Genomic DNA, 12,182 nt, shown 5'->3' on the forward strand with positions numbered 1-12,182 from the left:
CCGTTCCGCTGCCGTGTCCGAGTCCCGAGTGATGACAGCGCATCGCGCGAACGCCGATCCTTCCGCCCCCGAACCCGGACGAGCCGACATCATTTCCAGGACCTTCCAATTCCTCGCCGGCGGCGGCGAGATGGGCGCGCTCATGCGGGCCCACGACTGGACGCAGTCGCCGCTCGGACCGCCCGAGCGCTGGCCCGACGCGCTCAAGATGGCGGTCAGCATCTGCCTCGCCTCCCGCTTCCCCATGGTGATCTGGTGGGGGCCCGACCTGGTGATGCTCTACAACGACGCCTACCGGCCGATCCTCGGCATGACCAAGCATCCGGCGAGCCTCGGCCGGTCCGGCCGCGGCATCTGGCCGGAGACCTGGAGCATCATCGGGCCGCAGCTGGAGAGCGTGCTGGAGGGCGAGGCGACCTGGTCGCAGGACGTGCTGCTGCCGCTCGACCGCAACAACTACCTGGAAGAGGCCTACTTCACCTACTCCTACAGCCCGATCAAGCACGCCGACGGGCGCGTCGGCGGGGTCTTCACGGCGGTCACCGAGACCACCGAGCGGGTGCTGGGCGAGCGCCGCCTGCGCATCCTGCGCGAGCTCGCGGCGCAGACCGCCGAGGCGCGCACCGTGGCCGAGGCCGGACGCCGCGCCCTCGCCGTGCTCGGCGCCGACAATCCCGACCTCCCGCTGGCGCTCCTCTATCTGGTCGACGACGAGCGCGGCGTCGCCCGCGCGGTCGGGGCGTGCCGGGTGCCGGCCGACAAGTACGCCGCCGACATCGGCCCCGACGACGACGATCCCTGGCACGTCGCGCGGGTGATCCGCACCGGCGAGCCGGCGCTGATCGACTATCTGCCGTTCCGCTTCGGCTCGCTGCCCGGCACCGTGTGGCCCGAGCCGGTGAAGCGCGCCCTGGTGCTGCCGGTGCCGCGGCTCGGCGCCGCCGGCGCCGTGTGCGGCGCCATCGTGCTCGGCATCAATCCGCGCCGCGCCTTCGACGACGACTATCGCGGCTTCCTCGATCTCGTCGTCGGCCACCTCGCCAGCGCGGTGTCGAACGCCCGGGCGAGCGAGGAGGAGCGCCGCCGCAGCGACGAGCTCCAGCGGCTGGAGGCGCGCTTCCGCGACCTCGCCGATTCGGCGCCCGTGATGATCTGGGTGTCGGATCCGGCCGGCGCCTGCACCTGGTTCAACCGGCCGTGGCTCGCCTTCACGGGCCTCGGCCTGGACGCCTCGCTCGGCGACGGCTGGCTCGCCGCCGTCCATCCCGACGACCGCACCCGCTGCGAGAGCGTCCGCGACTCCGCCTTCGCGCAGCGCGAGCCGTTCCGCTTCGAGTTCCGGCTGCGCCGCCGCGACGGCGAGTGGTGCCAGGTCGACGACACCGGCGTGCCGCACTACGCCGCCGACGGCACCTTCCTGGGCTTCGTCGGCTCCTGCGTCGACGTCAGCGACGCGCGCCGCTTCGAGGCGGCGCTGCGCAAGAGCCGCGAGGAGCTGATCCGCCTCAACGAGACGCTGGAGACCCGGGTCGCCGAGCGCACCGAGGATCTGGCCGCCGCCAACCGCCAGCTGCTCGCCCAGATCGAGGAGCGCGAGCAGGTCGAGGCGACGCTGCGCCAGATGCAGCGGCTCGACGCGGTCGGCCAGCTCACCTCGGGCGTCGCCCACGACTTCAACAACCTGCTCACCGTGATCCTCGGCAACGCCAGCTGGCTGGAGCGGCTGTGGGCCGACGCCGACGATCCCAAGCTGATGCGGCGCGTCACCCACATCCGCATCGCCGCCGAGCGCGGCGCCAAGCTGATCGCCCAGCTGCTCGCCTTCTCGCGCCGCCAGCGGCTGGAGCCGCGCGCCCTCGACCTCAACGAGACGGTGACGCGCATGCGCGAGCTGCTCGGCACCACCATGGGCGGCGGCATCGAGATCGAGACCGTGCTGGCGCCGGCGCCGTGGTCGGCGCTGGTCGACCCGACCCAGCTCGAGCTCGTGGTGCTCAACCTCGCCATCAACGCCCGCGACGCCATGCAGGTCGGCGGCCGGCTGACGGTGCGCACCGCCAACGTCACGCGCGGTGACCAGACCCGGCCCGAGCACCCGGTGCCGGGCGACTATGTCGAGCTGGCGGTCAGCGACACCGGCACCGGCATGTCCGAGGAGGTGCTGGCCAAGGCGTTCGAGCCGTTCTTCACCACCAAGACGGTCGGCAAGGGCTCCGGCCTCGGCCTGTCCCAGGTGCTCGGCTTCGCCAAGCAGTCGGGCGGCGGCGTGGCGATCGAGACCGAGGCCGACCGGGGCACCACGGTGCGGGTGTTCTTCCCGCGCGCGCCGCTCGCCGAGGAGGCCGAGACCGACGGCGCGCCCGAGGCGCCGGCCGGCCGGGCGCTGTCCGCCTGCGTGCTGGTGGTCGACGACGACGACGACGTCCGCCACGTCACTGCGGCGATGCTGGAGACGCTCGGCCACCGCGTCGTCGAGGCGGGCAGCGGCGGCGCCGCGCTGGAGCGCCTCGCCTCGCGCGACGACATCGACCTCGCCCTGATCGACTTCGCCATGCCGGGGATGAGCGGCCTCGACCTCGCCCGCGAGGCGCGGGCGCGCCGCCCCGCCCTGCCGATCCTGTTCATCACCGGCTACGCCGATTCGACCGTGCTGGCCGGCGTCCGCCACGAGCACATCCTGCGGAAGCCCTTCCTGGAAGCCGAGCTCGACCGCCGCATCCGCGCCGTGCTGGCCAACACCCGCGCCGGCACCGTCGACGCCCTGATGACGCCGCCGCGGTAGCGCCGCAAACGACATTCATCGCCCGGGTGATTCCGTCCGGCACGGCCCGTCCCTCTCCCCTCGCGGGAGAGAGTGGCTCGCCGCGAAGCGGCGAGACGGGTGAGGGGGCCGTCCTCTTGCTCGGAGATCGTGGCACGCCCCCTCACCCGCCCTCGCTGCGCGAAGGGAGAGGGACGCGGAAGGCGCGGCGCTGCTCGGGCCGGCCGCAGGCCGGACCTCGAGGTCCACGTTCCGGAATGACGAAGGAAGCCGAGAAAAAACGGCGCCTTTCGGCGCCGTCAGGAGGCGTGCGCGGCCGTCTTCCGCGGCCGCGGTGGAGGGGCTCAGGCCGGGATCTGCTTCTGCTCCGCGGCGCGCTTCGCCTTGATCGCCTTGAGGACCTTCTCGGAGGTCGCCGGCAGCGCCGTGATGCGCACGCCGACGGCGTCGTAGATCGCGTTGGTGACGGCGACCGCGGTCGGCACCAGGCTCGGCTCGCCCACCGCCTTGGCGCCGAACGGGCCCGTGTAGTCGTAGTTCTCGACGATGTCCTCGTCGATCTCCGGCATGTCGAGCGAGGTCGGCAGGATGTAGTTGGTCAGGTTGCAGTTGACCTGCTTGCCGGTCTTGTCGAACAGGATCTCCTCGTAGAGCCCGAAGCCGAGCCCCATGTAGACGCCGCCGTCGATCTGGCCCTCGACCAGCATCGGGTTGATCGCCGTGCCGCAGTCGTGCGACGCGGTGATGCGCAGCACCTCCACCTCGCCGGTCTCGTCGTCGACGTCGACCTCGGCGATCTGGGTGGCGTAGACATAGGTGCCGAACGGCTTGCCCTGCCCTTCGGCGTCCATCGGCACCATCGGCGGATCCCAGGTGGCGCTGCCGATCGGCGGCGTGCCGACGCCGTTGTAGGCGCGGTTGCAGACGTCGGCGATCGGCGCGCTGCGGCTCGGGAAGCTCTTCACCTGGATCTTGTGGTCCTTCGCCTCGAGCTGGTCGGGCTTGACGCCGAGCATGCCGGAGGCGACCTGGAACAGCGTGTCGCGCGCCATCTCGGCGGCGAGCCGCACCGCGTTGCCGGTGATGTAGGTGGTGCGGCTGGCGATGGCGCCGGTGTCCATCGGGCAGGTGTCGGTGTCGCCCGAGACGATGTGGATGTCGTTCGGCGCGATGCCGAGCGCCTCGGCGGCGATCTGGCTCAGCGCGCCGAGCGAGCCCTGCCCGGTCTCCACCGTGCCGGTGAGGACGACGGCGCTGCCGTCCTCGTTGAGCTTGACCACCGCGCCGCTCGGGTTCGAGTACCCGGTGAAGCCGACCGGGTACCACATGCTCGCGATGCCGCGTCCGCGGTGCTTCATGACCGCACCTCCCATCCGAACTTGCGCGCCGCGTTCTGCAGCGACTCGATCACCTTGACGCTGTGCAGCACCTGGCCCGTGGCCGACATCGAGCCCTCGCGGAAGAAGTTCTTCATGCGCAGCTCGATCGGGTCGATGCCGAGGTCGCGGGCGATCTCGTCCATCTGGGACTCGTAGGCGAAGCACACCTGCGGGGCGCCGAAGCCGCGCATCGAGCCGGACGTGGTCTTGTTGGTGTAGACGACGCAGCCCTCGACGTGGATGTTCTCGATCGCGTAGGGCCCGGGCGCCAGGATCGAGGCCTTGCCGAGCGTCGTCTCCGAGAACGAGCAGTAGGCGCCGCCGTCGAGCACCATGCGGATCTGGCGGGCGAGGATCTTGCCCTCCTTCGTCACCCCGGTCTTGTAGTCCATGATCATCGGGTGGCGGATCGTCGAGGCGATGAACTCCTCGACCCGGGTGAAGCGCCCCTTCACCGGACGCCCCGCCTTCTTCGACAGCAGCGCCAGCACCGGCTCGTGCCGGATCTCGTTCTTGCCGCCGAAATTGCCGCCCACGATGGTGCCGATCACCCGCACCCGGCTGATCGGGATGCGCAGCGTCTTCGACAGGTCGACGCGGGCGAGCGTGATGCGCCCGATCGAGGCGTAGACGGTGAGGCGGCCGTTGGCGTCCCAGTCGGCGATCGACGTGAACGGCTCCATCGGCGCGTGCTCGATGCCGGGCGTGGTGTAGCGGTTCTCGTAGACCCGGTACGACTGGGCGAAGCCCTTCTCGACGTCGCCGCGGCGGATCAGCTTCTTGAAGTAGATGTTGGTGTCGCCGCCGTGCACCTTGGGCGAATCCGGCTGCAGCGCCTCGAGCGGGTCGTAGACGCCGGGCAGCGGCTCGTACTCCACCTCGATGGCGTCGATCGCCGCCTGGGCGATCTGCTCGGTGACGGCCGCCACCGCGGCGACGCCGTCGCCGGCGTGGCGGACGATCTCGTCGACCAGCAGCGGCTGGTCGACGATCGAGGTGCCGAACAGGTTGAGCGGGATCTCGCGGCCGAGCAGCACCGCCTGGACGCCCGGCATCGCCTCCGCTTTGGAGACGTCGATGCGCTTGATGCGGGCGGACGAGATGCCGGCGCGCTTGATCTTGGCGTAGAGCATGCCCGGCAGGGCGATGTCGTCGATGTAGCGGGTCAGGCCGAGGCCGTGATAGCGGCTGTCGGGCCGCTGCGCCCGCAGGCCGACCGCGCGGGTCTGCTCGCCCACCTGCGGAACCAGCGGCGGCTCCAGCGGCAGCGTCGTCGGCGGGGCGACGGCGGGCAGCCGCAGGCCCTCGTCGGCGCGCCGCAGCGTCTCGACGGGAGCGGCGCGCGGCTTCTCCAGGACGTCCGGAGCCCGTTCCAAAAGATCTTCGGCCATGCGTCTCACCTCTGCTGCGGCGCTGCGAGCGCGGGGGTCTCGGTCGACTGCAACATCTTGGCGGCCTCGTGGACGCCGTCGATCATCTTCACGTAGCCGGTGCAGCGGCACAGGTTGCCGGCCAGCGCCGTGCGGATCTCCTGGGTCGACGGGCTCGGGTTCTCGTCGAGCAGCGCCTTGGCGGTCATGATCACGCCGGGGCCGCAGAAGCCGCACTGCAGGGCGCCGGTCTCCTCGAACACCTGCTGCAGCGGATGCAGGCCCTCGCGGGTGGCGAGCCCCTCGATGGTGACGACGGTGCGGCCGTCGGCCTGGGCGGCGAGCATCAGGCAGGCGTTCACGGCCTTGCCGTCGACGATCACGGTACAGGCGCCGCAGTCGCCGATGTCGCAGCCGGTCTTGGCGCCGGTGAGCATGAAGTGCTCGCGCAGCAGCACGAGCAGCGTGGTCTCGGGCGGCACCGAGGCGGAGCGGAGCTCGCCGTTGACGGTCAGGGTCACGTTCACGATGCGAGATCCTTCTGGTTCGGCGTGACGCGGGCATGGGCGCCGGCGAGCGCGCGCTTGACCAGCACGGCGATCAGGTCGAGCCGGTACTCGGCGCTGGCGCGGAAGTCGGTGATCGGCTTCGCCTCGGTCGCGGCGATGCGGCCGGCCTCGGCCATCGCCTCCTCGCTGATCGGCCGGCCGGCCAGCCAGGCCTCGGCCTTGGGGGCGCGGATGACGGTCGGGGCGACGGCGCCGAGCGCGATCGCCGGCTCGGCGAACACCCCGTCGCCGCCCCAGAAGCCCGCCGCGGCGTTGACCAGCGCCAGCGCCTGGCCCTTGCGCAGCCCGAACTTCTGGAAGGCGCTCGGCTTGCCGACGTTCTTCTTCGGGATGACGATCTCGACCAGCAGCTCGGCGAAGCCGAGGCTGGTGCGGCGCGGCCCGACGAACAGCTCCGACAGCGGGATGGTGCGCCGGCCGGAGGGGCCGAGGATCGTCACCTGGGCGTCGAGGGCGAGCAGGGTCGGCCCCGAATCCATCGACGGCACGCAGGTCATCAGGTTGCCGCCGATGGTGCCGAGATTGCGGGTCTGCACGGCGCCGATCACCACGGCCGCCTCGGCGAGCGCCGGCAGCGTGTCGGCGATCAGCGGCGAGTCGACGATCTCGGTGTGGGTGGTCAGGGCGCCGATGCGCAGGCCGGCGTCGGTCAGCGCGATGCCCTTGAGGTCGGCGGCGCGCGAGATGTCGACCATCACGTCGGGCGGCGGATGCGGCGAGTTCTTCAGGTCGGCGAGGAGATCGGTGCCGCCGGCGAGCACCTTGGCGCCCTTGCCGTACTCGGCGAGCAGCGCGACCGCGTGCCCCGAATCCTTCGCCGCGACGTATCCGAACGGTTTCATGCTTCACGAGCCTCGGCGGTGGGCCGGCCGGCTGCCGTGTCGGGCGGGTGATTCGCGGCCTGGGCGGCTCCGGTCGGAGCCGCGGTCTGACGGGCGCGAGGGGCGCGACGACGGGCAGGGACGAAACCGGCTGAACGATCGGGAAAACCTGCCTGCTTCCCGAACGGGCGACAACCCCGGCAAACACGGGCCACATCGTCGCGGGACGCAGGCCTGCCCCGGCCCGGCCCCGCCCCGGCAGCCCGCAGCCGCCGGAAAAGACACGGCTTTTCAGAATCGTTCCGGTGTACGCTGCAACTCGTGACGGACGGGACGTCCACTTGTTCCTGGCACGCAGGAAATTCGCCAAGAATTACATTGCGTTGCAACATGAGCCGCCGCCGGCCTGCCGCACCGCGGAAGGTTTCCCCCGGCACGGCGTCACTTTGCATGCCGAGCCGGTCGCGGTCGGGGCGCGACCGGACCGGCGCCGGCGAAGGCTCTGCAGGCATGGTCATTCCGGGGCGGCGCGCAGCGCCGAACCCGGACTCCAGCCGAGAGCTCGGAGCCTGCCGCTGGATTCCAGGTTCGCACCTTCGGTGCGCCCCGGAATGACGCCGCGCCCATCGAACCGGAACTGGTCCGAGCCAGCCTCCCCTGGCCGGCCCACGACGGGAGAGAGGCAGAAGCCGGCCGGCCCGGGACGTCGCATCCCGCGGCGCCTCGCCCGCCGGGACAAGGCCCGTTAAGATTCCCGGGTTAGGCTGGCGGTCGGCGGCTCCGGCTCGGCCGCGCTCGCAAGAAGGATCGTCATGATCAGGATCGCACGTCTCGTCGTCCCGGCCGTCGCCATCGCCGCGTCGGCTGCGGCGACGATCGTCGTCACGCCGGCGCCGGCCCAGGACGTGCGCGGCCTCGAGGCGTGCGGCCGCGAGAGCCAGATGGAGCGGCGCACCGGCTGCCTGCAGTCCAACATCGAGTACCTGCACGCCGTCATCACCCGCAACAACGCCACGGCCAACCAGCGCCTGTCCGCCGCGGCGGCCGAGATCGCCGTGCTCAAGGCGACCGTGGCGGCCCTGCAGGCGCAGGTCGAGGCGCTCGCCAAGGCGAGCGGGAGCAGGCCCGGCGCCGCCGCCCCGCCCGACGGCAAGCCGGCCGACGCCAAGCCGCCTGAAAGCAAGCCGCCCGAGTCGAAGCCGGGCGCCCCCACCGAGGCCGAGCCGCCCGCCGGGGCGGCCGTGCCCGCGGCCCCCAAGTGAGCGATCCCGTCGCGACCACGGCCGAGGGCCGCCGGCTCGCGGCGGCGAATGCCGGGGCCGCCCCGTGGCGCCGCTTCGGCCCCTATGTCAGCGATCGCCAGTGGGGCACGGTGCGGGAGGACTACTCGGCCTCCGGCGACGCCTGGGCGTATCTCACCCACGACGCGGCGCGCAGCCGCGCCTATCGCTGGGGCGAGGACGCGATCGGCGGCTGGTGCGACGGCGGCCAGCACCTCTGCCTCGGCCTCGCGCTGTGGAACGGCGCCGACCCCATCCTCAAGGAGCGCTTCTTCGGCCTGACCAATGCCGAGGGCAATCACGGCGAGGACGTCAAGGAGATCTGGCACCATCTCGACGCGGTGCCGAGCCACGCCTATGCGCGGATGCTCTACAAGTACCCGCAGGCGGCGTTCCCCTATGCCCGGCTGGTCGCGGAGAACCGCCGCCGCGGCCGCGCCGACCGCGAGTTCGAGCTGATCGACACCGGGGTGTTCGACCACGACCGCTATTTCGACGTGACGATCGAGTACGCCAAGGCCGATCCCGAGGACACGCTGTGGCGCATCACCGCGACCAACCGCGGCGACGCGCCGGCGCGCCTCCACGTGCTGCCGCAGATCTGGTTCCGCAACACCTGGTCCTGGACGGCGGGCGCCGCGAAGCCGGAGCTCGCCGCCGACGGCGGCGCCGCGATCCGGGCCGAGCACGCGACGCTCGGCCGCTTCACGCTGCATCTCGAGGCGCCGCGGGATCTGCTGTTCTGCGACAACGAGACCAACGCGCAGCGCCTGTTCGGCACGCCGCCCGCGCCCGGCTTCTTCAAGGACGGCATCGGCGACTGCGTCGTCGCCGGCCGGCGCGACGCCGTGAATCCGGCCCGCACCGGCACCAAGGCGGCGGCCCTGCACGTGATCGACGTGCCGCCCGGCGGCAGCGTCGTGGTGCGGGCACGGCTCTGCCGGGGCGACCGGCGCCCCGACGCCTTCGCCGACTTCGACGCGGTCTTCGCCGCCCGCATCGCCGAGACCGAGGCGTTCTGGGCCGCCCTGCAGGCCGATGTCGGCGATCCCGACATGCGGGCCGTGCAGCGCCAGGCGCTCGCCGGGCTCCTGTGGTCGAAGCAGTTCTACGCCTACGACGTGACCGAGTGGCTGGCCGGCGATCCGGCGCAGCCGGCGCCGCCGGCGGGGCGGCGGCACGGCCGCAACGCCGACTGGGGCCATCTGGTCACGGCGGGCGTGATCGCCATGCCGGACAAGTGGGAGTATCCCTGGTTCGCGGCGTGGGACTGGGCCTTCCATCTCGTCACCATGGCGCTGGTCGATGCGCGCTTCGCCAAGGACCAGCTCCTGCTGCTGTGCGAGCCCTGGATGATGCATCCGAACGGGCAGCTGCCGGCCTACGAGTGGAACTTTTCCGACGTGAACCCGCCCGTGCACGCCTGGGCGGCGCTGCGCATCTTCGCCGCCGAGACGGCGCGGCACGGCATCGGCGACCGCGGCTTTCTCGAGGCCGTGTTCGTCAAGCTGCTCCTGAACTTCACCTGGTGGGTGAACCGCAAGGACGAGGGCGGCCGCAACGTCTTCCAGGGCGGCTTCCTCGGCCTCGACAACATCGGCGTGTTCGACCGCTCGCAGCCGCTGCCGGTCGGCGGCACCCTGACCCAGTCGGACGGCACCTCGTGGATGGCGATGTTCTGCCTCCACATGCTGAAGATCGCGCTGGAGCTCGCCCGCGAGGACGCCGCCTACCAGGACATCGCCTCGAAGTTCTTCGAGCACTTCCTGCTGATCGGCGGCGCGATGACCAATCTGGGCGGCGAGGGCCTCGGCCTGTGGGACGACCAGGACGGCTTCTACTACGACTGGCTGGTGCGCGACGGCGGCGGGAAGGAGCCGCTGCGGCTGCGCTCGATGGTCGGGCTGATCCCGCTGTTCGCCGTCGAGGTGCTGGACGAGGATCTGCTGGCGCAGGCGCCCGTGTTCGTGCGCCGCATGGAATGGACGCTGGCGCACCGGCCGGAGCTCGCCGCCCTCGTCTCGCGGCCGCAGACGCCGGGCGCCGGCGGGCGGCGCCTGATCGCCGTCGCCCGCGCCTTCCGCATGAAGGCCGTGCTGGCCCGCATGCTGGACGAGACCGAGTTCCTTTCCGACCACGGCATCCGGGCGATCTCGCGGGTCTACCGCGACCGCCCCTACGTGTTCGAGCGCGACGGCTTCCGGGCCGAGGTGCGCTACGCGCCGGGCGAATCCGACACCGGCCTGTTCGGCGGCAACTCCAACTGGCGCGGGCCCGTGTGGATGCCGGTGAACTATCTGATGGTCGAGAGCCTGGAGAAGTTCGGGCTGTTCTACGGCGACGACCTGAGCATCGAATGCCCGACCGGATCGGGCCGCATGCTGAGCCTCGCCGCGGTCGCCGACGAGCTGCGCCGGCGCCTGGTCGGCCTGTTCCTGCGCGGCGCCGACGGCCGGCGGCCGGTGCTCGGCGATCATCCCAAGCTGCAGGACGACCCGCACTTCCGCGACCACCTCGTGTTCCACGAGTATTTCGACGGCGACAGCGGCCGCGGCGTCGGCGCCTCGCACCAGACCGGCTGGACCGCGCTGGTCGCCAACCTGATCGACGAGCTGCACCGGCCCGGGCGCTGACAACCCGTCATTCCGGGGCGCACCGAAGGTGCGAACCCGGAATCCAGCGACGAGCTCGGAGTTCATGGCTGGAGTCCGGGTTCGGCGCATTGCGCCGCCCCGGAATGACGGGGCCCGGGACATCGACCGCGTCCGACCGAGCTGCCTTCGACCGACACCGCGTCACGACACCAGGAGCCCAGCATGACGACCCCGAGCGACACCCCGTCCGACACCGCCGCGGCGCGCCCGCCGTTCAACACCGACCTGCCGGCCTTCGACCGCATGCCGAAGCTGCTCACCGGGCAGGTCGCGCTGGTCACCGGCGCCAATTCCGGCATCGGCCAGGCGGTGGCGATCGCCATGGCGCAGGCCGGCGCCGACGTGGTGGTGAACTACGTCGCCGGCACGGCCGACCCCGTCGTCGCGGCGATCGAGCAGGCGGGGCGCCGGGCGCTCGCCGTCAAGGCCGACGTGTCGGAGGAGGACCAGGTGGTCGCCATGGTGGCCGAGGCCGTGAAGGCCTTCGGCACCATCGACATCATGGTGGCGAACGCCGGCCTGCAGCGCGACGCGCCGCTCACCGCGATGACGCTCGCCGAATGGAACAAGGTGATCGGCGTCAACCTCACCGGCCAGTTCCTGTGCGCCCGCGAGGCCGCCAAGGAGTTCATCCGCCGCGGCGTGCGCCGCGAGGTGTCGGTGGCGGCCGGCAAGATCGTCTGCATGAGCTCGGTGCACGAGGTGATCCCGTGGGCCGGCCACGTCAACTACGCCTCCTCCAAGGGCGGCATCCAGATGATGATGAAGAGCCTCGCCCAGGAGCTCGCGCCGCACCGCATCCGCGCCAACGCCATCGGCCCCGGCGCCATCCGCACGCCGATCAACACGGCGGCGTGGGAGACGCCCGAGGCCTACGCGAAGCTGATGGCGCTCGTCCCCTACCGGCGCATCGGCGAGCCGCAGGACATCGCCAACGCCGCCGTGTTCCTGGCCTCCGACATGGCCGACTACATCAACGGCATCACCCTGTTCGTCGACGGCGGCATGACCTGCTACCCGGGATTTGCGACGGGGGGATAGGACGCGGGCGGCGGGCGCGCGCGGGCAGCCGCGGGTGATCGCGGCCGCAGCGCGGTAGCCCGCATGAAGCGCCAGCGCAATGCGGGTCCACGACGACTTGTACGGACGGTCTCCGGTCCTGCCCCTCGCCGTCCTCTCACCGTTACCCTGAGGCGCTCGGGCGAAGCCCGAGCCTCGAAGGGCGACGGCCCGAGCGCCGGTGACCGCATCCTTGTAAGCGTCGTTTTCAGGCCACGGCTTTGAGGGCTTGCGGCGGGGCGTAGGCCCAGGGCAGCAGGTCGTCGATGCGGCTGTTGGGGTGGCCGTC

At 71.7% G+C, this 12,182-nt stretch carries 8 protein-coding genes; 4 read left to right on the forward strand and 4 right to left on the reverse strand.

The window, feature by feature from the left end:
* The first annotated feature begins 31 nt into the window (after nt 1-31).
* Entirely contained in the window at nt 32-2,782 is a 2,751-nt protein-coding gene (locus J2S22_RS07465) for a response regulator (RefSeq protein WP_272779599.1), read from the forward strand.
* Between the two features lie 323 nt (nt 2,783-3,105).
* Here the strand turns inward: J2S22_RS07465 and J2S22_RS07470 are convergent, their stop codons facing one another.
* From J2S22_RS07470 to J2S22_RS07485, 4 genes are read right to left on the reverse strand one after another with little or no spacing between them, the layout of a single operon-like run.
* Nucleotides 3,106-4,119: a xanthine dehydrogenase family protein molybdopterin-binding subunit gene (locus tag J2S22_RS07470; protein ID WP_307155808.1), complete on the reverse strand. Its 1,014-nt coding sequence runs from the start codon at nt 4,117-4,119 to the stop codon at nt 3,106-3,108.
* Entirely contained in the window at nt 4,116-5,531 is a 1,416-nt protein-coding gene (locus J2S22_RS07475; protein WP_307155809.1) for a xanthine dehydrogenase family protein molybdopterin-binding subunit, read from the reverse strand. The genes J2S22_RS07470 and J2S22_RS07475 overlap by 4 nt, the downstream gene beginning before the upstream one ends.
* A gap of 5 nt (nt 5,532-5,536) precedes the next feature.
* The gene (locus tag J2S22_RS07480; RefSeq protein ID WP_272779600.1) at nt 5,537-6,037 is read right to left on the reverse strand and encodes a (2Fe-2S)-binding protein; all 501 of its coding nucleotides are present in this window, start codon (nt 6,035-6,037) and stop codon (nt 5,537-5,539) included.
* Nucleotides 6,034-6,921 carry an FAD binding domain-containing protein gene (locus tag J2S22_RS07485; RefSeq protein WP_272779601.1) on the reverse strand — a complete coding sequence of 296 codons (888 nt, stop codon included), beginning with the start codon at nt 6,919-6,921 and terminating at the stop codon, nt 6,034-6,036. The genes J2S22_RS07480 and J2S22_RS07485 overlap by 4 nt, the downstream gene beginning before the upstream one ends.
* 791 nt (nt 6,922-7,712) lie before the next feature.
* Here J2S22_RS07485 and J2S22_RS07490 point away from each other — a divergent pair.
* The 3 genes from J2S22_RS07490 to J2S22_RS07500 all read left to right on the forward strand — a co-directional run bounded on the left by J2S22_RS07490 (nt 7,713) and on the right by J2S22_RS07500 (nt 11,875).
* A complete protein-coding gene (locus J2S22_RS07490; RefSeq protein ID WP_272779602.1) occupies nt 7,713-8,162 on the forward strand; it encodes a hypothetical protein in 450 nt (149 codons plus the stop codon).
* On the forward strand, nt 8,159-10,813 hold the full coding sequence (locus J2S22_RS07495; RefSeq protein ID WP_272779603.1) for an MGH1-like glycoside hydrolase domain-containing protein: 2,655 nt from the start codon (nt 8,159-8,161) through the stop codon (nt 10,811-10,813). Before J2S22_RS07490 ends, J2S22_RS07495 begins: the two co-directional genes overlap by 4 nt.
* Nucleotides 10,814-10,996: 183 nt before the next feature.
* Nucleotides 10,997-11,875 (forward strand): SDR family oxidoreductase, encoded by an 879-nt coding sequence (locus J2S22_RS07500; protein WP_307155810.1) that lies wholly within the window; start codon nt 10,997-10,999, stop codon nt 11,873-11,875.
* Nucleotides 11,876-12,182 lie beyond the last annotated feature (307 nt).

The sequence above is a fragment of the Rhodoplanes tepidamans genome, from assembly GCF_030813915.1.
Taxonomy (GTDB): Bacteria; Pseudomonadota; Alphaproteobacteria; order Rhizobiales; family Xanthobacteraceae; genus Rhodoplanes; species Rhodoplanes tepidamans.

Excerpts from the sequence above, each read along its gene's own strand:
- J2S22_RS07490 (WP_272779602.1), top strand. The coding sequence starts at position 7,713 with ATGATCAGGATCGCACGTCTCGTCGTCCCGGCCGTCGCCATCGCCGCG.
- J2S22_RS07500 (WP_307155810.1), top strand. The coding sequence starts at position 10,997 with ATGACGACCCCGAGCGACACCCCGTCCGACACCGCCGCGGCGCGCCCG.
- J2S22_RS07470 (WP_307155808.1), bottom strand. The coding sequence starts at position 4,119 with ATGAAGCACCGCGGACGCGGCATCGCGAGCATGTGGTACCCGGTCGGC.
- J2S22_RS07475 (WP_307155809.1), bottom strand. The coding sequence starts at position 5,531 with ATGGCCGAAGATCTTTTGGAACGGGCTCCGGACGTCCTGGAGAAGCCG.
- J2S22_RS07485 (WP_272779601.1), bottom strand. The coding sequence starts at position 6,921 with ATGAAACCGTTCGGATACGTCGCGGCGAAGGATTCGGGGCACGCGGTC.
- J2S22_RS07465 (WP_272779599.1), top strand. The coding sequence starts at position 32 with ATGACAGCGCATCGCGCGAACGCCGATCCTTCCGCCCCCGAACCCGGA.